Origin of the sequence: Pseudomonas sp. 8AS (assembly GCF_902506505.1) — a bacterium.
Lineage (GTDB): Bacteria > Pseudomonadota > Gammaproteobacteria > Pseudomonadales > Pseudomonadaceae > Aquipseudomonas.
The window spans coordinates 3498966-3518814 of sequence record NZ_LR733406.1 but is presented as its reverse complement, the minus strand read 5'-3'; the positions used below and the strand labels follow the sequence as shown (position 1 = coordinate 3518814).

Annotated in this window: 19 protein-coding genes and 2 pseudogenes; 14 read left to right on the top strand and 7 right to left on the bottom strand. The window is 65.8% G+C overall.

What is annotated here, in order from left to right; translation table 11 throughout:
• Positions 1–13: 13 nt before the first annotated feature.
• Complete coding sequence (locus tag GV001_RS16435; RefSeq protein WP_160081738.1) at positions 14–790, bottom strand: dienelactone hydrolase family protein; 777 nt, start codon at positions 788–790, stop codon at positions 14–16.
• Between the two features lie 153 nt (positions 791–943).
• On the opposite strand from GV001_RS16435, the gene GV001_RS16430 reads away from it, so the two are divergent.
• On the top strand, positions 944–2128 hold the full coding sequence (locus tag GV001_RS16430; RefSeq protein WP_160081736.1) for an MFS transporter: 1185 nt from the start codon (positions 944–946) through the stop codon (positions 2126–2128).
• 25 nt (positions 2129–2153) lie between these two features.
• On the opposite strand, the gene GV001_RS16425 is transcribed toward GV001_RS16430, so the two are convergent.
• On the bottom strand, positions 2154–2786 hold the full coding sequence (locus GV001_RS16425; RefSeq protein ID WP_160081734.1) for a DUF502 domain-containing protein: 633 nt from the start codon (positions 2784–2786) through the stop codon (positions 2154–2156).
• Between the two features lie 403 nt (positions 2787–3189).
• Between GV001_RS16425 and GV001_RS16420 the strand changes: the two genes are divergently transcribed.
• Positions 3190–3933 carry a class I SAM-dependent methyltransferase gene (locus GV001_RS16420; RefSeq protein ID WP_160081732.1) on the top strand — a complete coding sequence of 248 codons (744 nt, stop codon included), beginning with the start codon at positions 3190–3192 and terminating at the stop codon, positions 3931–3933.
• A 60-nt stretch (positions 3934–3993) separates the two neighbouring features.
• Here the strand turns inward: GV001_RS16420 and GV001_RS16415 are convergent, their stop codons facing one another.
• Both GV001_RS16415 and GV001_RS16410 read right to left on the bottom strand, forming a co-directional pair.
• Positions 3994–4500, bottom strand: a complete 507-nt coding sequence (locus GV001_RS16415) for a M23 family metallopeptidase (protein WP_372238553.1) — start codon at positions 4498–4500, stop codon at positions 3994–3996.
• Between the two features lie 29 nt (positions 4501–4529).
• Entirely contained in the window at positions 4530–5531 is a 1002-nt protein-coding gene (locus tag GV001_RS16410) for an AraC family transcriptional regulator (RefSeq protein ID WP_160081728.1), read from the bottom strand.
• Positions 5532–5673: 142 nt separating this feature from the next.
• On the opposite strand from GV001_RS16410, the gene GV001_RS16405 reads away from it, so the two are divergent.
• The 6 genes from GV001_RS16405 to GV001_RS16380 all read left to right on the top strand — a co-directional run bounded on the left by GV001_RS16405 (position 5674) and on the right by GV001_RS16380 (position 10472).
• Positions 5674–6732 carry an ArsO family NAD(P)H-dependent flavin-containing monooxygenase gene (locus GV001_RS16405; protein ID WP_160081726.1) on the top strand — a complete coding sequence of 353 codons (1059 nt, stop codon included), beginning with the start codon at positions 5674–5676 and terminating at the stop codon, positions 6730–6732.
• Positions 6733–6764: 32 nt separating this feature from the next.
• Entirely contained in the window at positions 6765–7835 is a 1071-nt protein-coding gene (gene arsB / locus GV001_RS16400; RefSeq protein WP_160081724.1) for an ACR3 family arsenite efflux transporter, read from the top strand.
• An 11-nt stretch (positions 7836–7846) separates the two neighbouring features.
• Positions 7847–8851 (top strand): permease, encoded by a 1005-nt coding sequence (locus tag GV001_RS16395; protein ID WP_160081722.1) that lies wholly within the window; start codon positions 7847–7849, stop codon positions 8849–8851.
• 18 nt (positions 8852–8869) lie between these two features.
• The gene (locus GV001_RS16390; protein WP_160081720.1) at positions 8870–9106 is read left to right on the top strand and encodes a thioredoxin family protein; all 237 of its coding nucleotides are present in this window, start codon (positions 8870–8872) and stop codon (positions 9104–9106) included.
• Between the two features lie 106 nt (positions 9107–9212).
• Complete coding sequence (locus tag GV001_RS16385; protein WP_160081718.1) at positions 9213–10157, top strand: DnaJ C-terminal domain-containing protein; 945 nt, start codon at positions 9213–9215, stop codon at positions 10155–10157.
• A 3-nt stretch (positions 10158–10160) separates the two neighbouring features.
• Positions 10161–10472 carry a chaperone modulator CbpM gene (locus GV001_RS16380; protein WP_160081716.1) on the top strand — a complete coding sequence of 104 codons (312 nt, stop codon included), beginning with the start codon at positions 10161–10163 and terminating at the stop codon, positions 10470–10472.
• An 8-nt stretch (positions 10473–10480) separates the two neighbouring features.
• Here GV001_RS16380 and arsJ read toward each other — a convergent pair whose 3' ends face one another.
• From arsJ to GV001_RS16365, 3 genes are all read right to left on the bottom strand, one after another.
• On the bottom strand, positions 10481–11698 hold the full coding sequence (gene arsJ, locus GV001_RS16375) for an organoarsenical effux MFS transporter ArsJ (protein WP_160081714.1): 1218 nt from the start codon (positions 11696–11698) through the stop codon (positions 10481–10483).
• Positions 11699–11875: 177 nt separating this feature from the next.
• Positions 11876–12880, bottom strand: coding sequence for an ArsJ-associated glyceraldehyde-3-phosphate dehydrogenase (locus GV001_RS16370; RefSeq protein WP_160081712.1), 1005 nt, complete (start codon positions 12878–12880; stop codon positions 11876–11878).
• Between the two features lie 29 nt (positions 12881–12909).
• Positions 12910–13266 carry a metalloregulator ArsR/SmtB family transcription factor gene (locus tag GV001_RS16365; protein ID WP_160081710.1) on the bottom strand — a complete coding sequence of 119 codons (357 nt, stop codon included), beginning with the start codon at positions 13264–13266 and terminating at the stop codon, positions 12910–12912.
• A 340-nt stretch (positions 13267–13606) separates the two neighbouring features.
• On the opposite strand from GV001_RS16365, the gene GV001_RS16360 reads away from it, so the two are divergent.
• From GV001_RS16360 to GV001_RS20430, 6 genes and pseudogenes are all read left to right on the top strand, one after another.
• Positions 13607–14914 carry a dicarboxylate/amino acid:cation symporter gene (locus GV001_RS16360; protein WP_160081708.1) on the top strand — a complete coding sequence of 436 codons (1308 nt, stop codon included), beginning with the start codon at positions 13607–13609 and terminating at the stop codon, positions 14912–14914.
• A gap of 281 nt (positions 14915–15195) precedes the next feature.
• Positions 15196–15786, top strand: a complete 591-nt coding sequence (locus GV001_RS16355) for a phosphatase PAP2 family protein (RefSeq protein ID WP_160081706.1) — start codon at positions 15196–15198, stop codon at positions 15784–15786.
• Between the two features lie 182 nt (positions 15787–15968).
• Positions 15969–17702, top strand: coding sequence for a bifunctional isocitrate dehydrogenase kinase/phosphatase (aceK, locus tag GV001_RS16350; protein ID WP_160081704.1), 1734 nt, complete (start codon positions 15969–15971; stop codon positions 17700–17702).
• Positions 17703–17814: 112 nt separating this feature from the next.
• Positions 17815–17940 (top strand): PA1414 family protein, encoded by a 126-nt coding sequence (locus GV001_RS20210; RefSeq protein WP_256664946.1) that lies wholly within the window; start codon positions 17815–17817, stop codon positions 17938–17940.
• Positions 17941–18226: 286 nt separating this feature from the next.
• A pseudogene (locus tag GV001_RS20435) lies at positions 18227–18505 on the top strand (PAS domain-containing protein); the annotation flags it as partial.
• A gap of 312 nt (positions 18506–18817) precedes the next feature.
• Positions 18818–19792: pseudogene (locus GV001_RS20430) on the top strand (methyl-accepting chemotaxis protein); the annotation flags it as partial.
• Positions 19793–19849 lie beyond the last annotated feature (57 nt).

Here is a 19849-nt window from a genome sequence, read left to right as displayed (position 1 = left end):
TCGTTGCGCCCGCTCAGAACACCTCCTCGAACAGTGCCCGCATGTCGGCCCAGGAGCGCTGGTCGGCCTCCTTCTGGTAGCCGACATCCATGCCGTGGGCCTGGTGCGCGTCGGCGTCCGGGTTGCTGAAGCCGTGCTTGGCGCCGGGCAGTTCGACGAAGCGGTAGTCGGCGCCGGCCTTCGTCATCTCGCTCTTGAAGTCGGCGACCTGCTGCGCGGTGATGAAGCTGTCGGCGCCGCCGTGTTCGACCAGCACCCTGGCCTTGACGCTGCCCGGCGTGGCCGGGGTGGCGGTGACCAGGGCGCCGTGGAAGCTCACCACCGCGGCCAGCGGCAGGCCCTGGCGGGCCATGTCCAGCACCACCTTGCCGCCGAAGCAGTAGCCGACCGCGGCCAGGCGCGCCGGGTCGGTCTGCGCCTGCGCCTTGAGCAGGTCGAGGCCGGCCTGGAAGCGCGCCTTGGGCGTGGCCGGGTCGGCCAGGGCGGCGTTCATGAAGGCCTTGGCGTCGTCCGGGTGGCTGGTGTGTTTGCCGGCTCCGTACATGTCCACGGCCAGGGCGCTGTAGCCGAGGGCGGCGAGGTCGCGGGCGCGGCGTTTGGCGTAGTCGTTCAGCCCCCACCATTCATGCACTACGATCACCCCGGGACGCTGGCCGGCGACGGCATCGTCCCAGGCGTGGTAGCCGACCAACTGGGTGCCGTCGGCGGCGGTGTAGGGGATCTCGCGGGTCTGGATTTCGGCCTGGGCCAGGGCGCTGCAGCACAGCAGGCCGAGGAGCAACTTGCGCATGGTGGTTCTCCGTTCGACTGGGGTTGGCGTGGTAGCGAAGCCGCAGGTTAACCCCGGGGCCGGCACCGCTAAAGGGGGAAGATTAGCCTGCTATCGGTAGCCTTTCCTGTGCTAGCCTGAGGTTCCCATCGGCTCGTCCGTCCGAGAGTCTGCATGTCTGCCTCGCCTGTTTCCACGCACCTGGTGCGCGGCACCGTCGCCTATCGACGGGCCACCCTGGCGCTGTTCTGCGCCGGCTTTGCCACCTTCGCCATGCTCTATTGCGTGCAGCCGCTGCTGCCGTTGCTGGCCGGGTATTTTGCCGTGTCGGCGGCGAGCAGCAGCCTGGCGTTGTCCCTGACCACCCTGAGCCTGGCCCTGTGCCTGTTGCTGGCCGGCGCCCTGGCCGAGAGCTGGGGGCGCAAGCCGGTGATGGTCGCCGCCCTGGGCCTGGCCGTGTTGCTGGGGCTGGCCTGCGCCCTGGTCGACAGCTGGCAGTGGCTGCTGGTGCTGCGCGCGCTGCTGGGCCTGGCCCTGAGCGGCCTGCCGGCGCTGGCCATGGCCTATGTCGGCGAGGAATTCGACCCCGACTCGCTGCCGGCGGCGATGGGCCTGTATATCGGCGGCACCGCCCTCGGCGGCCTGCTCGGGCGCCTGCTTGCCGGCCTGCTGGCCGACCTCGGCGGCTGGCCGCTGGCGCTCGGCGGGATTGCCGGGCTGGGCCTGCTGGCGCTGCTGCTGTTCGTCTGGCTGCTGCCGCCGTCGCGGCATTTCCAGGCGCAGGCCTTGTCGCTGCGCGGGCTGCTCGGCAATTTCGCCGGGCACCTGGGCAATCCGCAACTGCGCCTGCTGTTCCTCCTGGCCTTCCTGCTGATGGGCGGCTTCGTCGCGCTGTTCAACTACGTCGGCTTTCGCCTGGCTGCACCGCCGTTCTCGCTGTCGGCGACGGTGATCGGCCTGCTGTTCGTGGTCTACCTGGGCGGCATTCTCAGCGCCGGCTGGGCCGGGCGCCTGGTCACGCGCCTCGGCGCGCGGCGGGTGCTGCAGGGTGGCATCGGCCTGATGCTGCTGGGCGTGCTGGGGTGCGCGGCGCCCTGGCTGTGGCTGCTGGTGCTGGGGCTGGCGCTGTTCACCCTGGGCTTCTTCGCCGCCCATGCGGTGGCCAGCGGCCAGGTCGGCCAGCGCGCCCGGCAGGCACGGGCGCAGGCTTCGTCGCTGTACCTGTGCGCCTACTACCTGGGCTCCAGCGTGCTCGGCTATGCCGGCGGCTGGATCTGGCAGCACTTCGGCTGGTCGGCGCTGCTGGTGGCGCTGGCCGGGCTGTTCCTGCTAGCGCTACTGGCGGTGCGGCGCTTGTAGGGAGCGCCGTGCGCCGGAACAGGCTTTAGCCCTTGGGTGGGGTGATGCCCATCGACACGTAGATGCTGGTGAAGCGGTCCATGCCCATTTCCGCCGGCTTGACCCATTCCACCGGCACATACAGCAGCCCGCCGCCCACCGGCACCGGCGCGGTCGGCACCAGGATGGCGTGGTAGGCGCGGCCGTCGATCTCGATCGGCTGCGGGTTGGGCAGCAGGGCCAGCACGGCGGTGCCGTCGCCGCCGAAGAAGCACCAGACCGGGCGCATGGCGGCCAGGTCGGCGCCTTCCTTCTGGTCGAGCAGGCCGACGAAGCGGTCGGCCAGCCCATACAGGTTGCCCAGCAGCGGGATGCGCCGCAGGGTGCGGTCGAACAGGCGGCGCAGCGGCCCCTTGAGGCCCAGCTGCACGGCCAGGCCGAGCGGGTAGAGCGCCACCAGCAGCGCCAGGGTGCCGAGCAGCCAGGCCAGCAACGGGCTGCTGACGAAGGGCTGGCCCAGCCCGGCGAACAGCTTGCCGATGAAGCTGGTGGGGCCGATCAGCTGGTTCAGCAGGCTTACCAGCCAGCCCAGCAACGCCAGGGACAGGGCCAGCGGCAGCAGGGCGAGCAGGCCGGCCAGCCAGGTGGTGGCGAGGGAGTGGAAGCTGCGTTTGAACATGGCGGGGTTCCGTTGGCGATGGGCGCGACAAGGCTATTGCAAAGGCTCGGTGCCAGCTACCGCTGGCTGCCGGTGACTCATGCAAAACCCTGGCGGGAGCGGTGGCTTGCACCGGTAATTAACGTGGATGGATTTGTTGCAGGTTCGCTGCATTAAGTTGGCGGGTCGTTTCGTTACTTGAATGTCCGATTAAACAATGGTTGTTGCGGCGAGGAGCTTCTGCTTGGTTTGCGGGCGCTGAAATTATTGTGCGGTAGCTATGTCGGATAGTGTGGGTTAACTTAAATTATTATTGTGTTGGCTTGCCTGGCGTAATTGTTTTGTCTGCCATTTAAACTTTACCTGCCGTATCACGCGGGTTGCTTGCTATACTGCGGACTATTGATGTGTCTGCGGAATTGCCATGTCCACCAATGCTTTGTATACCGATTTATCCGGCTATTACGACCTGATGTGTGCCGATATCAACTATCCGGCGCAAAGCAACACCGTACGCCGGCTGCACCAGCTGTTCGGTAACGCGGGCCGGCGTCACCTCGATCTGGCCTGTGGCACCGGGCCGCATGTCCGCCATTTCATCGAGTTCGGCTACCGCAGCGGCGGGCTGGATATCAACCAGCCGATGCTGGACATCGCCCGGCTGCGCTGCCCCGAGGCGCAGTTCGCCTTGCAGGACATGTGTGCCTTCACGGTCGACGAACCCCTCGATCTGATCACCTGCTTCCTGTATTCCATCCATTACAGCGGCGGGCTGGACAGGTTGCGCGAATGCATTGCCTGTGTGCATGGCGCACTCGATGCAGGTGGCGTTTTCTGTTTCAACTCGGTCGATAAAGACCGGATCGATAACAACTCGTTTGTCCGGCATGTCGTCGAACATGCCGGCAGTGAGTTTGCTTTCGGTTCGGCCTGGAACTATTGCGGGCATGGCGACAAACAGTCGCTCAGGGTCAGTATCGAAAAGACCACGCAGGGGGTGACCCAGGCATGGCAGGATGAACACCCGATGGTGGCTGCAAGTTTCGCCGAGTTGCAGCAACTGTTGCAGCCTTATTTTGCAGTGCATGTGTTCGAACATGATTATGAAAAGTTAGTGCCGTGGGATGGCGTGTCGGGCAACGCCATCTTCGTTTGTGTGAAGCGCTAAAACTTTTCATCGTTCATAGGGGGCGCGGTGGCTTGATGGCGGCTGGTCCGGGCGGATGGGCTATTTGCCGCCCAGCATCGCGCTGGGGTCGAGGTAGAACATCTTCTTCCAGCCCTGGCTGCTGCCATCGGCGCGCCACGGGTAAGGCAGCAGGCTGACGATGGCGTAGTGCAGGTGGGGCGGTTTGCCGCGGGCGTTGCCGGAGTCGCCGACCGTGCCCAGCGGGCTGCCGGGCAACAGGGGTTGGCCGGGCCAGGCGCTGTGGCTGTCGAGGTGGGCGAAGTAGTGCAGGCGCCATTTCGGCCCGAGCACCACCAGCACCTTGCCGCCCATGTCGATCTCGCCGCGCAGCAGCACCAGGCCGTAGGTGGGGGCCAGCACGGGCGTGCCGCTGCGGGCGAAGATGTCGATACCCTTGTGCACGCCGGAGCGGCCCCAGGGCTCGAACCAGAAACTCTTGGGGTGCCAGTCCTTGCTGCTGGCACCCTGCACCGGCACCTGCGGCCATTCGGGGGCGAGCAGCCAGGCCAGCAGCAGGGCGAGTAGCAGGTAGCGTTTACGTGTCATATGCGGCATCCATGCGGCGGGGTTGTGGCTCAGCCGTCCTGGTGCGCCCGGTAGGCGCCGGGGGTGAGCCCGGTCCATTTCTTGAAGGCGCGGTGGAAGGCCGAGGGTTCGGAGAAGCCGAGCTGTTCGGCCAGGGCCTGGATCGACAATTCGTCGCGCCCCAGGTGGTAGATGGCCAGGTCGCGGCGCAGGTGGTCCTTGAGTTCCTGGAAGCTGCTGCCTTCCTCGCGCAAGTGGCGGCGCAGGGTCTGCGGGCTGACGTGCAGTTGCTGGGCGACCTGTTCCAGGTCCGGCCAGCTGGCGCAGTCGCGGCCGAGCAGGCGGCGGATGCGGCTGGTCAGGCTGTCGCCGCCATCCGGGCGGGCCAGCAGGTCGGCCGGCGAGTGCTGGAGGAACTGCTTGAGGGTGCGTTCGTCCTGCAGCAGCGGCATGTCCAGGTAGCGGGCGTGGAACTGCAGGCTGGTGCGTTCGGCATCGAAGCGGCGCGGGCAGGGGAACAGCAGGTCGTATTCGCCGCTGTGCGGCGGTTCGGCGTAGGCAAAGCTGGCCTCTTCCAGGCGGATGCGCTGGCCGATCAGCCAGCTGCCGAGGCGGTGCCAGATCACCAGCAGGCTTTCGGTGAGGAAGTGGTCCGGATCCCACAGCAGCGAACTGTCGATGCTCAGGCACACCTGGTCGCCGTCGCGCTGCAGTTGCACGCTCGGCGCGTCGGGGAACAGGCCGTAGAACAGCATGCCGCGCACCAGGGCCCTTTCCAGGGTGCGGCAGTGGATGATGGCGTGGCACATCATGGCGAAGGTGCCGCGCTTGCTCGGGCGCTGGCCGAAGCCCATGTATTCGTCGTCGAGCAGCTGCCACAGGGCCTGGATCAGGCGCGAGAACTGCTCCGGCGCCAGGCGCGCGCGCGGCTCGTCGAGCAGCGCCGGCTGGATGCCCAGCTCGCGCAGCAACGCGCTGCAGTCACGGCCCTGGCGCTCGGCGCCACGCAGGGCGGCGCGGATGAAGTGGCTGGCGATGGTGCGTTCGCGCATGGGCAGGCTCGGCAAAAGGCTGGCCGGATGGTAGGCCGCAGGCCCGGCGCGAGACAAGCCGGGTTGCGGCAGATCAACAGGGCGAATCGGCCAGTCGCTATGCTGGGACTTTGGTGGCGCACGGCGTGGAGGCAGGGCGACAGTGGCGGATACCCAGGTGGATGTGGTGATTATCGGCGGTGGCCAGGCGGCCCTGGCGGTGGCGTATTTCCTGCGCCGCAGCGGCCTTTCGTTCGTCATCCTCGATGCGGAGCAGGGGCCGGGCGGAGCCTGGCGGCATGGCTGGAATTCGCTGCGGCTGTTCTCGCCGGCGACCTGGAGTTCGATCCCCGGCTGGATGATGCCGCCGGTGGCCGCAGGCTACCCGAGTCGTGACCATGTGCTCGCTTATCTGGATCAGTACGAGCAGCGCTACCAGTTGCCTGTCGAGCGGCCGGTGTGGGTCGAGGCCGTCGAGCGCACAACCGCCGGCCTGCGGGTGCGGGCGGGGGCGTGCAGCTGGCTGGCGCGGGCGGTGGTCAGCGCCACCGGCACCTGGCGCCATCCCTATATTCCGGCCTATGCCGATGCCACGCGGTTTCGCGGCGAGCAGCTGCATTCGGCCAACTACGTCGAGCCCGGGGCCTTCGCCGGCAAGCGCGTGCTGGTGGTCGGTGGCGGCAATTCCGGGGCGCAGATTCTCGCCGAAGTGTCGCGGGTCGCCGAGACGACCTGGGTGACGCCCGAGGAGCCGCTGTTCCTGCCCGACGAGGTGGATGGCCGGGTACTGTTCGAGCGCGCCACCGAGCGCTGGAAGGCGCTGCAGGAGGGGCGGGAGATCGAACAGCCGGTCGGCGGCCTGGGCGATGTGGTCATGGTGCCGCTGGTGCGCGAGGCCCGCGCGCGCGGCGTGCTCAAGGCGGTGCGGCCGTTCGCCCGCTTCACCGCGAACGGCGTGGTCTGGGCCGACGACCACGAGTCGCCGGTGGATGCGGTGATCTGGTGCACCGGCTTTCGCCCGGCGCTGGATCACCTGGCCGCGCTGGGCGTGCTCAACGAACAGGGCCGGGTGGCCGTCGCCGGCACCCGTTCGCTCAAGGAGCCGCGGCTATGGCTGGTCGGTTATGGTGAGTGGACCGGCGCGGCCTCGGCCACCCTGATTGGCGTAACCCGCACTGCGCGCAGCACGGTCGATGAAATCGTCGAGGCCTTGCAGGGTTGACCGGCAAGGCGACTTTCACAACAGGACAATCCATGCGTGACACCATCGCTGTACCGACCACCGCCAGCCCACTGGGCTTCTTCGAGCGTTATCTGACCCTCTGGGTGTTCCTCTGTATCGTCGCCGGCACCGCGCTGGGGTTGCTCGTACCGGCCGTGGCCCAGGGCGTGGGCGCATTAGAAGTCGCCCATGTGAATATCCCGGTGGGGCTGCTGATCTGGGTGATGATCATCCCGATGCTGATGAAGATCGATTTTGCCTCGCTCGGCGAACTGCGTACGCAGAAGGCCGGGATCGGCATCACCTTGTTCGTCAACTGGGCGGTCAAGCCGTTCTCCATGGCGCTGTTCGGCTGGTTGTTCCTGCGCCATGTGTTTACCCCTTGGCTGCCGGCCGGGGAGATCGACAGCTACATGGCCGGGCTGATCCTGCTGGGGGCTGCACCGTGCACGGCAATGGTGTTCGTGTGGAGCAACCTGTGCCGCGGCAACGCCAACTTCACCCTCAGTCAGGTGGCGCTCAATGACCTGGTGATGGTGTTCGCCTTCGCTCCCATCGTCGCCTTACTGCTCGGCGTGTCTTCGATCCCGGTGCCGTGGGACACCCTGCTGCTGTCGGTGGTGATGTACATCGTCATCCCGCTGAGCATCGCCCAGTTCATTCGCGCCCGCCTGTTGCGTGGTGGCGAGGTGGCGTTCCAGGGGGCACTGGCGAAGATCGCGCCGTTCTCCATCCTGGCCCTGCTGGCGACCCTGGTGCTGCTGTTTTCCTTCCAGGGTCAGGCCATCGTCGCGCAGCCGCTGGTCATCGCCATCCTGGCCGTGCCGCTGTTGCTGCAGACGTTGTTCATCGCCGCGCTGGGCTACTGGCTGAACCGCCGGTTCAGGGTGCGTCACGATATCGCCGGGCCGTCGACCATGATCGGGGCCTCCAACTTCTTCGAGCTGGCGGTGGCGGTGGCCATCGTGCTGTACGGCTTCCAATCCGGGGCGGCCCTGGCCACGGTGGTCGGCGTGCTGATCGAGGTGCCGGTGATGCTGCTTCTGGTGCGCATGGTCAATGCCAGCCGTGACTGGTACAACCGCGCCCTGCCCGACGCCTGAAAGGAGTCCGCATGGAATTCTTCGCCTGGCTGAACGCGCAGTTGCTGCGCATGGACTGGCTGGCCGATCTGGTGCGCCTGCTGCTGGAACACGGCCTGGGCCTGGATACCGCCAGCCGCCTCGGTGCCAGTGTGCATTTCTTCATTTATGACGTGATCAAGATCTTCATCCTGCTCGGGCTGCTGATCTTCTGCATCTCCTGGCTACAGAGCTATTTTCCGCCGGAGCGTACGCGGCGCATCCTCGGCGGCCTGCGCGGGGTGCGCGCCAACCTGATGGGGGCGCTGCTCGGCACTGTCACGCCGTTCTGTTCCTGTTCGTCGATCCCGCTGTTCATCGGCTTCACCAGTTCCGGGTTGCCGCTGGGGGTGACCTTTGCCTTTTTGATTTCCTCGCCGCTGGTGGACCTGGCTTCGGTGATCCTGCTGGCGAGCATCTTCAACTGGTCGATCGCCCTGGCCTACGTGCTGGTGGGCATCGTCCTGGCGGTGCTCGGCGGCAGCCTGATCGGCCGGGCGCGCATGGAGCGTCATGTCGAGGCTTTCGTCATGCACAACAAGGTGCTCGACCTGCCGGCCAGCCAGCTGACCCGTCGCGACCGCCTGCAGTTCAGCTGGGCGCAGGTGCGCGAGGTGTTCGGCCGCGTCTGGCTGTATGTGCTGATCGGCGTGGGCATCGGCGCGGTGATCCACAACTGGATTCCCCAGGAACTGGTGCTGGCGCTGCTCGGCGAGGAGCACTGGTGGTCGGTGCCGCTGGCCACCCTGGTGGGCGTGCCGATGTATGCCGATATCTTCGGTACCTTGCCGATTGCCGAGGCGCTGGTGGTCAAGGGCGTCGGCCTGGGCACCGCGCTGGCCTTCATGATGGCGGTCACGGCCTTGTCGCTGCCGTCGCTGGTCATGCTCAAGAAGGTGGTGAAGGGGCCGCTGCTGGCGCTTTTCTTCACCATAGTGCTGGTCGGCATCATGCTGATCGGCGTGCTGTTCAACCGCTTCGCCTACCTGTTCATCTGACCCGCGAGGAGCGTGTGCATGATCATCAAGATTCTTGGTTCCGGCTGCAAAAAGTGCATCAGCCTGACAGAAAACACCCAGCAGGCCCTGCACGACCTGGGGCTGACGGCGCAGGTGGTGAAGGTCACCGACTTCGCCGAGATCGCCGCCCACGGGGTGATGTCGACCCCGGCGCTGGCCATTGACGACAAGGTGGTGTCGGTGGGCAAGGTGCTCACGGCGGCCGAGGTCGCCGACTTGCTGCGCGCCGGCTGAACCTCGGGTCGGCTGGCCCGGCAGCGCTGCCGTGGCCGGCCATACTCAGTAGCGGCGCCGCGCATTAGCGGTTGCTGTGCAAGCCAGCGGCAGGGGAGTCCGATTCGTGGAATTCAAGGATTACTACCAGATTCTCGGCGTCGACAAGGGCGCCGGCGCCGATGCGATCAAGAAGTCCTACCGCAAGCTGGCGCGCAAGTATCACCCCGACGTGAGCAAGGAGGCCGATGCCGAGGTGCGCATGAAGGAGGTCAACGAGGCCTACGCGGTGCTCGGCGACGTGGAAAAGCGCGCCGCCTACGACCAGCTCGGCGGGCGTTACCAGGACGGCCAGGAGTTCCAGCCGCCGCCGGGCTGGGACAGCGGCTTCGAGTTTACCGGCGGCGATTTCTCCGCGGCCGACCTGGGCGAATACAGCGACTTCTTCGCCAACCTGTTCGGCCAGGCCGGTCGTGGTCGCCACGCCCGTGGGCGGGCGCAGTCGATGCGCGGCGAGGACCACCACGCCAAGATCCACATCGAACTGCGCGATGCCTATGCGGGGGCGACGCGCACCCTCACCCTGCGCGGTGCGCGCGCCGACGCCCAGGGCCGGGTGAGCGTGCAGGAGCACAGCCTCAACGTGCAGATTCCCAAGGGCATCCGTGAGGGCCAGCAGATCCGCCTGGCCGGCCAGGGCAGCCCGGGGTTCGGCGGTGGGCCGGCCGGCGATCTGTACCTGGAGGTGCACTTCCAGGCGGACCCGCACTACCGGGTGGACGGCCGCGATGTCTACGAGACCCTGCCGGTCACGCCCTGGGAGGCGGCGCTGGGGGCGAGCATCGAGGCGCCGACGCCGTCCGGCAAGGTGCAGGTGAAGATTCCCGCGCACTCGCAGAGCGGTCGCAAGCTGCGCCTCAAGGGCCGCGGCATTCCCGGCGAGCCGGCGGGTGATCTGTACCTGCTGCTGGAGGTGGTCCTGCCGCCTGCCGACACGGACCAGGCCCGCCAGCTCTACGAAATGATGGCCCGGGAACTGCCCTTCAACCCGCGCCAGTCCATGGGAGTGTGAGCCATGCCATCGATCGAGATCATCGCCAGCGTGGTCGTGGATGAGGTCACCCTCGACCTCGACGAACTGGCCCGCGCCTGCGCCGTCGAGGCGGTGTGGATAGTCGAGAGGGTCGAGGCCGGCCTGCTCGGTGCATTGAATCGGCAGCAGCCGGCCGACTGGCGCTTCAGCAGCGCCGAACTGGCCCGTGCCCGGCGCCTGGTGGCGCTGGAGCGCGACTTCGACGCCAACCCCGAACTGGCCGCCCTGGTGGCGGACCTGATCGAGGAAGTGGCGCGGCTCAAGGGCCGGCTCAAGGCTGCCGGCCTGGACTGAGCCCCGCGCTAGCGTGACGCGCTGGCATGCCTGGGCAGGCCCAGGGAGATCAGCGCGGCGAGCAGGACGAAGGCCGAGGAAATCCACAGGCAGGCTGCCAGGCCATGGGCCTGGTAGATCCAGCCGGAGAGCAGGGTGCCGAGCAGGCGGCCGAGGGCGTTGGACATGTAGTAGAAGCCCACGTCCAGCGACACGCCGTCTTCCTTGGCGTAGCTGACGATCAGGTAGCTGTGCAGCGAGGAGTTCACCGCAAACAGCACACCGCACAGCAGCAGGCCGCCGAGCAGCACCCACTGCGCCGATCCGTCGACCTGCAAGCCGAGGGCGATGGCCGCCGGCAGGCCGGCCAGCAGCGCGGCCCAGACGAAGGCAGCGCGGCCGTCCGGCAGCTGGCCGCTGCGCTTGCCGGTGATGGCCGGGGCCAGGGACTGGACCATGCCGTAGCCGATCACCCAGCAGGCAAGGAAGCCGCCGACCAGCCAGAAGTCCCAGCCGAACACCGTGCTCAGGTACACCGGCAGGGCCACCACGAACCACACATCGCGAGCGCCGAACAGAAACAGGCGGGCGGCCGAGAGGATGTTGATCGCCCGGCTCTTGGACAGCAGCTCGCGGAACTTGGGTTTGGCCTTGGCCTTGCCCAGGTCTTTGCGCAGCAACCCCAGGCTGGCCAGCCAGATCAGCGCCAGCACGGCGGCCATGGCCAGCACCGCGCCGGTGAAGCCGAGCAGGGCCAGCAGGGCGCCGCCAAGGAAGAAACCGACGCCCTTGAGTGCGTTCTTCGAGCCGGTGAGGATCGCCACCCACCTATACAGCCTGCCTGGCTCGCCGGCGGGTACCAGCAGCTTGAGCGAGCTCTTGGCGCTCATCTTGTTGAGGTCCTTGGCGATACCCGACAGCGCCTGCGCGCCCATCACCCAGGGCACCGTGAGCCAGGCGGCTGGTACGCAGAGCATCAACAGCGCCGCCACCTGCAGGCCGAGGCCGAGGTTCATGGTGCGATTGAGCCCCAGGCGCGCGCCCAGGTAGCCACCGAGCAGGTTGGTGACCACGCCGAAGATTTCGTAGAACAGGAACAGCGCGGCGATCTGCAGCGGCGAGTAGCCGAGGCTGTGGAAATGCAGCACCACCAGCATGCGCAGGGCGCCGTCGGTGAGGGTGAAGGCCCAGTAGTTGCCGGTTACCAGCAGGTATTGGCGCACGGCGGGCGAGAGGCTGGCGAGCATGAGGTTATCCCGTGAACGGAGCGCAGGCTGGCGTCATGGGTGCGCTGCGCGCACCACAGAATGTAGGGTGGGTTAGTCGCGTAGCGACGTAACCCACCGTCGATGCCGATAGGCATCGCTATGGCGTAGCTCGTGGCCGGGTGGTGGGTTACGCCTTTGGCTAACCCACCCTACGGGTCAATTCGCCAGGCCGACCATCCGCGCCAGCTCCACGGTGCGGTTGGCGTAGCCCCACTCGTTGTCGTACCAGGCGTAGAGCTTCACCTGGGTGCCGTTCACCACCAGGGTCGACAGCGCATCGATGATCGAGGAGCGCGGGTCGCTGCGGTAGTCGATGGACACCAGCGGCCGTTCCTCGTAGCCGAGGATGCCCTTGAGCGGGCCTTCGGCCGCGGCCTTGAGCAGGGCGTTGACTTCCTCGGCCGTGGTGGCGTGCTCGACCTCGAACACGCAGTCGGTCAGCGAGGCGTTGGCCAGCGGCACGCGCACGGCGTGGCCGTTCAGCTTGCCGCGCAGTTCGGGGAATATCTCGGCAATCGCCGTGGCCGAGCCGGTGGTGGTGGGGATCAGGCTCATGCCCGAGGCGCGGGCGCGGCGCAGGTCCTTGTGCGGCTGGTCGAGGATGCTCTGGGTATTGGTCAGGTCGTGGATGGTGGTGATCGAGCCGTGGCGGATGCCCAGGTGCTCGTGGATCACCTTGACCACCGGCGCCAGGCAGTTGGTGGTGCAGGAGGCGGCGGTGACGATGCGGTGCACGGCCGGGTCGAACAGCTGCTGGTTGACTCCCATCACCACATTGAGCGCGCCGGCTTCCTTGACCGGGGCGCTGACCACCACGCGCTTGACGCCCTGGTCCAGGTAGCCCTGCAGCACGGCGACGGTCTTCATCTTGCCGCTGGCCTCGATCACCAGGTCGCAGCCGCTCCAGTCGGTATCGGCGATGGCCTTGTTGGCCGTGACCTTGATCGACTGGCCGTCGATCAGCACGCAATCGCCCATGCTGCTCGCCTCATGCTGCCAGCGCCCGTGTACCGAGTCGAAATTGAGCAGGTGGGCGTGGGTGGCGGCGTCGCCGGCCGGGTCGTTGATCTGCACGAACTCCAGCTCCGGCCAGCCCCAGGCGGCGCGCAGGGCCAGGCGTCCGATGCGGCCGAAACCGTTGATACCGACTTTGAGGGTCATGGAAGTATTCCTGAAAGATGTAGTGAGGGTTAGCAGCAGGCAGCGGCGCGCTCGGGGCGACCGCCCATGTTTTCCAGGCGCTGGGCGAGCGGGTCGAGCCAGTCGCGGTTGGCTTCCAGGGCGGTGCGCAGGATGTTCGGCACCCACTCCGGCAGCTCCGGGTGCAGGCTGTAGTACACCCACTGGCCCTGGCGGCGGTCGGCCAGCAGGCCGCAGGTGCGCAGCTGGGCCAGGTGGCGGGAGATCTTCGGCTGGCTTTCGTCCAGGGCGCAGGTCAGCTCGCAGACGCACAGCTCGCCTTCACGGGTAATCAGCAGCATCAGGCGCACGCGGGTGTCGTCGGCCAGGCATTTGAAGACGTCGGTCGGGGTCAGGGGTTCGCTCATGCTGGCGTTCTCCATACATTTGATTTTTCGAATATATGAAATTTCATATGTTAGGTAAAGCCATGGCGAGCGCAATGCGCCGGGCAGGGTGGGGAAAACCCGCCGCGTACTTGGCGGGAATCCGCCAAAAGCGTCGCTCTTGAGTGACCTTGTTATTTGTTAAGTAGTTGTTATTAAAGGGTTTTGTATAAATTAAGGCGGCTGGCACAAGCCTTGCGATAAGCGCTGCAGCTCCCCGGTGGAGCCCACAACAAATCCCTCCAGTGCAGGAGGGTTAGCGCTCAATGCGGCTGCGCGGCCTCGCGGACATCGAGGCAGGCGCAGCAAGAGAGGAACTGCCATGACCCGCAAACCGCTGTACAAGAGCCTGTACGCCCAGGTGCTGGTGGCCATCGCCATCGGTATCGCCCTCGGACATTTCTACCCGGAGACCGGCGTCGCGCTGAAACCGCTGGGTGATGGCTTCGTCAAACTGATCAAGATGGCCATCGCGCCGATCATCTTCTGCACCGTGGTCAGCGGTATCGCCGGCATGCAGGACATGAAAGCGGTGGGCAAGACCGGCGGCTACGCGCTGCTGTATTTCGAGATCGTCTCCACCGTGGCCCTGCTGATCGGCCTGATCGTGGTCAACCTGGTGCAGCCGGGTGTCGGCATGCATGTCGATCCGTCCACCCTGGATACCAAGGGCATCGCCGCCTACGCCGCCGCCGGCGAGTCGCAGAGCACCGTGGCCTTCCTGCTCAACGTGATTCCCAGCACCATAGTCGGCGCCTTCGCCAGCGGCGACATCCTCCAGGTGCTGTTCTTCTCGGTGATCTTCGCCTTCGCCCTGCAGCGCATGGGCGACCTGGGCAAGCCGGTGCTGCAGTTCATCGACCAGATCGCCCAGGTGATGTTCGGCATCATCAACATGATCATGAAGGTCGCACCCATCGGTGCCTTCGGCGCCATGGCCTTTACCATCGGCCAGTACGGCGTCGGTTCGCTGGTGCAGCTGGGCCAGCTGATGATCTGCTTCTATATCACCTGCGCGCTGTTCGTTCTGCTGGTCCTCGGCGGTATCGCCAAGGCCCACGGCTTCAGCATCCTCAAGTTCATCAAATACATCCGCGAAGAGCTGCTGATCGTGCTCGGTACCTCGTCCTCGGAGTCGGCCCTGCCGCGCATGCTGGACAAGTTGGAGAAGCTCGGCGCGAACAAGTCGGTGGTCGGCCTGGTGATTCCTACCGGCTACTCGTTCAACTTGGACGGCACCTCGATCTACCTGACCATGGCCGCGGTGTTCATCGCCCAGGCCACCGACACGCCGATGGACATCACCCACCAGATCACCCTGCTGGCGGTGCTGCTGATCGCCTCCAAGGGCGCGGCCGGGGTGACCGGCAGCGGCTTCATCGTGCTGGCGGCCACCCTGTCTGCAGTGGGCCACCTGCCGGTTGCCGGCCTGGCGCTGATCCTCGGCATCGACCGCTTCATGTCCGAGGCCCGCGCCCTGACCAACCTGATCGGCAACGGCGTGGCCACCATCGTGGTTGCCAAGTGGTGCAAGCAGCTCGACGAGACCACGCTGCAGCAGCAACTGGCCGCTGGCGGGCAGACCGTGCAGGCCGCGCCGGATCTGCTTGGTCAGCAGAAGGTCGCCTGACTGCCTGATTTCACCGCCCTGTCGGCAGGGCGGTACTCTCCTGGCCCGTCCTCGTGACGGGCTTTTTTTGTCTGCGTGCCGGGCGATTTGTTAGAGATGCTTCACAGCCTGAGCAGATCGCGCGGACAGCCGGGCGGCGGCTGCGCGTAGAATGGCCGCCCTCACGAACGACTCTGGAATGGATGCCATGTCGACTGATTCGCGCTCGCCTGCGCGCTGCATTAACCGTCCCCCGGCTTGCCGACTGAACCGCGCCGCTCTGGCGAGCGAGGGTTGAGCGGATGCAGAGTCACGATTTCTTCATCAACCTGATTCTCAGCGTGATCATGATCGTTGGGGTCTACCAGTTCTATTTCCTGACCCAGCGCTACACCCTGGTGGAAGTGCGCACCTTCCACTCGCGCCTGGACGAGAAGATGCCGTTCTGGCCGTCCTGGTCCTGGATCTACAGCTTCCTCTACTACCCGGCGATCCTCTACATCAACTGGCTGGTGGAGAGCCCGCGCGACTTCACCATCATCGCCTTCTCCTACATCGTCCTGCTGGTGATGCAGATGGTCTGCTTCAGCGCCTTCCCGGTGTCGACCCCCGAGCACTGGCGCAGCATCAACACCGGCAGCAGCTGGTCCGAGCGCTTCCTGCTGTTCGTCCAGCGTTTCGATGCGCCGTCCAACTGCTTCCCCAGCATGCACGTCTCGGTGGCCACCCTGACGGCGCTGCTGGCGCTGGGCTCGCTGGGGCCCTGGGTGTTCCTGTTTCCGTTGCTGATCGCCCTGTCCTGCACCTTCACCAAGCAGCATTACCTGGCCGACCTGCCCGCCGGCGCGCTGCTGGGCTGGGTAGCCTACCAGGTTTACCTGCTGCTGATCTGATAGCTCCTGCACTACATCAGTGCTTTAAGGCGGCGTTCCTTCCCCGGACGCCGCCTTCTTTTTTTGCTGGATAGCTCCTGGCAACCCGCACTTTTCTGCCTTGCCGGCGCGCGATTGCGACTTTCCCTGGCGCGCTGCTCTGGCTAAGCTCGCGGTTCCGCATCCGCAGCAGAGGTTCTCCCATGGCGCAGCAACGACCGGCCGCCGATATCGCCCGTCAGATCCTCGACGGTTTCGACGACTATCGCGAGCACTTCCGTGAGATCACCAATGGCGCCCGGGCGCGGTTCGAGAAGGCCCAGTGGCAGGAGGCGCAAGCCGCCTCGGCGGCGCGCATCAACCTCTACGAGGAAAAGGTCAGCGAAGTGGGCAAGCGCCTGCGGGCCAGCTTCAGCGACGACTTCCTGCTGGATGTCGAACTGTGGCCGCTGGTGAAAAGCGCCTACATCACCCTGATCGACCAGCGCTACGACGACGAACTGGCGGAGACCTGGTTCAACTCGATCTTCTGCGGCCTGTTCAGCCATGACCAGATCAGCGATGGCTGCATGTTCATCCACACCACGCGGCCGGCCCTGCGGCCCCAGGCCAGCGCGCCGCAAACCCGCATCTACCGACCGCAGGGCAACCTGCAGCAGGCCTTGCAGGCGGTATTCGGCGATTACCGCTTCAGCGTCGACTTCGAGAACCTCGAGCGCGATATCCAGCGCCTGGAAACCCAGCTGCGCAACAACCTGCCGGACTGGGTGTGCAAGGACCCGGAGCTGACCATCGAGCTGTTCTCCTCGACCCTCTACCGCAACAAGGGTGCCTATCTGGTCGGGCGCGTCTATACCCGCGACGAGCAGTGGCCGCTGGTGATCCCGCTGCTGCACCGCGAAGGGCAGGGCATCCAGATCGACACCCTGATCACCGACGAGGCGGAAGTCTCGATCATCTTCTCCTTCACCCGCTCCTACTTCATGGTGCGGGTGGAGATTCCGGCGGAGTTCATCGGCTTCCTCAAGCGCATCCTGCCGGGCAAGCACATCGCCGAGCTGTACACCTCGATCGGCTTCTACAAACATGGCAAGTCGGAGTTCTACCGTGCGCTGATCAACCACCTGGCCAGCACCGACGACAAGTTCATCATGGCTCCCGGCGTGCGCGGCATGGTCATGAGCGTGTTCACCCTGCCGGGCTTCAACACGGTGTTCAAGATCATCAAGGACCGCTTCTCGCACTCGAAGAACGTCGACCGCAAAACGGTGATCGAGAAGTACCGCCTGGTGAAGAGCGTCGACCGGGTCGGGCGCATGGCCGACACCCAGGAGTTCGCCGATTTCCGCTTCCCCAAGGCCAAGTTCGATCCGGAGTGCCTGGCCGAGCTGCTGGAAGTGGCGCCGTCCACGGTCGAGATCGAGAACGACGACACCGTGCTGATCCGCCACTGCTGGACCGAGCGGCGCATGATCCCGCTGAATATCTACCTGGAAAGCGCCAACGAGGCCCAGGTGCGCGAGGCCCTGGAAGACTACGGCCTGGCGATCAAGCAGCTGGCCGCGGCAAACATCTTCCCCGGCGACATGCTGCTGAAGAACTTCGGCGTGACCCGTCATGGGCGCGTGGTGTTTTACGACTACGACGAGATCTGCTACCTGACCGAAGTCAACTTCCGGCGCATTCCACCACCTCGCTATCCGGAGGACGAGATGTCTTCCGAGCCCTGGTATTCGGTGGCGCCGCTGGATGTGTTCCCCGAGGAGTTCCCGCCGTTCCTGTTCGCCGACATCCGCCAGCGCCGCCTGTTCAACCAGCTGCATGGCGACCTGTTCGACGCCGCCTACTGGCAGGGGCTGCAGGAGGCGATTCGCGCGGGCAAGGTGATCGACGTGTTCCCCTATCGGCGCAAGGAAGTGGCCGACACCATCCAGTAACGCGACCATTGATCTGCGACAGCCGGCGGCTGGCCGGCACGAACTAACCTATGCTCAGAAGTGGCCGCTGCCAGCGGCCATGACTGCATTGCCCCGGGCTGGAGGAAGTCGCATGAAAGCCAAATTGCACCGTCTTATCCGTCAGTGCCTGATTGCCCTCGGCCTCGTCGAGGCCCCACGCCTGCAGCCGATCCCGGTACGCCGCCAGCCGGCGCCGCGTGACCCGCGCCACAGTTAACAGGCAGCCTGCTAAGCGCTGCTACAAAGCACCTCGGAACAACTTCAGCGGGGCGGCGCAAGACGTCCCGCTGAAGTTGTTGCGCGTGGCATTTCCATTGCCGTCCTTGGGTCATCCTCGAACTCGCGTCGGCCGCGGCTTTTATCCGTACAGCCCCGTACTCTCTGGGCTGTAGCCTGATGTCGGAGTAATGGCACGGGCGTGCTGGTGAATTTTCAGGGCTGTGCTAGACACTATTGAGTGAGCCCGGAAGTCCGCCATCAACCTTATCCAAGGATGATCTCCCATGCGCCAGAATCTCCCCGTGTCTCAGCAGGAAAGAACCTTTCCCGCTGCGGAACGCTTGATCTCGACGACCGACCTGAACAGCAAGATCACCTATTGCAACGACGCCTTCGTCGCCATCAGCGGCTTCACCCGCGAAGAGCTGATTGGCCAGCCGCATAACCTGGTACGCCACCCGGACATGCCGCCGGCGGTATTCGGCCATATGTGGGAGACCATCAAGCAGGGCAAGCCCTGGATGGGCGTGGTCAAGAACCGCGCGAAGAATGGCGATTACTACTGGGTCAGCGCCTATGTCACGCCGATCTACGAGAACGGCAGGATGGCGGGTTACGAGTCGGTACGCTCGCTGCCCACGGCCGAGCAGAAGCGCCGCGCCGAGAGGCTCTACGCGCGCCTGCGGGGCGGCAAGCCGCCGGTGCCCACGCTCGAATCCTGGACCTATGACCTGATGCGTTGCTGGCCACTGATTCTGGCGGGCCTGGTGATACTGGGGTCGCATTGGGTACTCAGTGGTGTCTGGCTGCTCGCGTTCATTCTGGCGGTTATGTTCGCCCTGGGCTCCTTCCAGCTGTACAGCCAGCGGCAGTTGATCCGCAAAACCCTGGCCGAACACCCCAAGGCGTTCACCAGTGCCCTGGTGGCACTGACCTACAGCGATAATCGTGGCGCCCAGGCCTTGCTCGACATGGCGATGATCAGCGAAGAGGCGCGCCTGCAGACCGCCCTGACGCGCCTGGAGGATGCCGGCGAAAACGTGCGGCAACGCGCCGCGCAGTCCGCCGAGCTGTCGCGTTCGGGCGCCGAACTGCTGGACCAGCAACGCAGCGAGACGGATCAGTCGGCGACGGCGATCAACCAGATGGCCGCCACCATCCAGGAGGTGACGCACAACGTGCAGAACACCTCGCACGCCGCCGAGGAGGCCGATCGCCTGGCCCTGCAGGGGCGCCAGTTGGCCGACAGCAGCCTGCAGGCGATGCAGCACATGGCCGGGGCCGTGCATGAGATCGGCCAGGCGGTAAACGACCTGGCCGACTCGACCCAGTCGATCGGCAGCGTGGCCGACGTGATCACCTCGATTGCCGAGCAGACCAATCTGCTGGCCCTGAATGCCGCGATCGAGGCCGCTCGGGCCGGCGAGCAGGGTCGCGGCTTTGCCGTGGTGGCCGACGAGGTGCGGGCGCTGGCCGGACGCACCCGCGAATCCACCGAGCAGATCCACCAGATCATCGCCTCGCTGCGCAGTGGCGCGGATCGGGCGGTGCACACGGCGGGCAAGGGCGAGGCCATCTCCCGCGAGAGCGTGCAGAGCGTCGAGGAGGTGCGTGAGGCCCTGGTCGGGATCAGCACCGCGGTGACCCGCATCACCGGCATGAGCCAGCAGATGGCGGCGGCTTCCGAGCAGCAGAGCCATGTGGCGGAAGATATCAGCCGGCAGATCACCCGCATCGCCCAGTTGTCCGACCACAGCGCCGGGCAGGCGCATCAGGGCGCGGCGATAGGCCAGGAACTGGAACAGATGGCCGAATACCTGCACAGCCTGGCGGAGCGTTTCAACCGCTAGCTGGCCGGCACTGCCTGCGCTTCGATAGGGCGATAAAACGGCCGGCCAGAGCCTGGT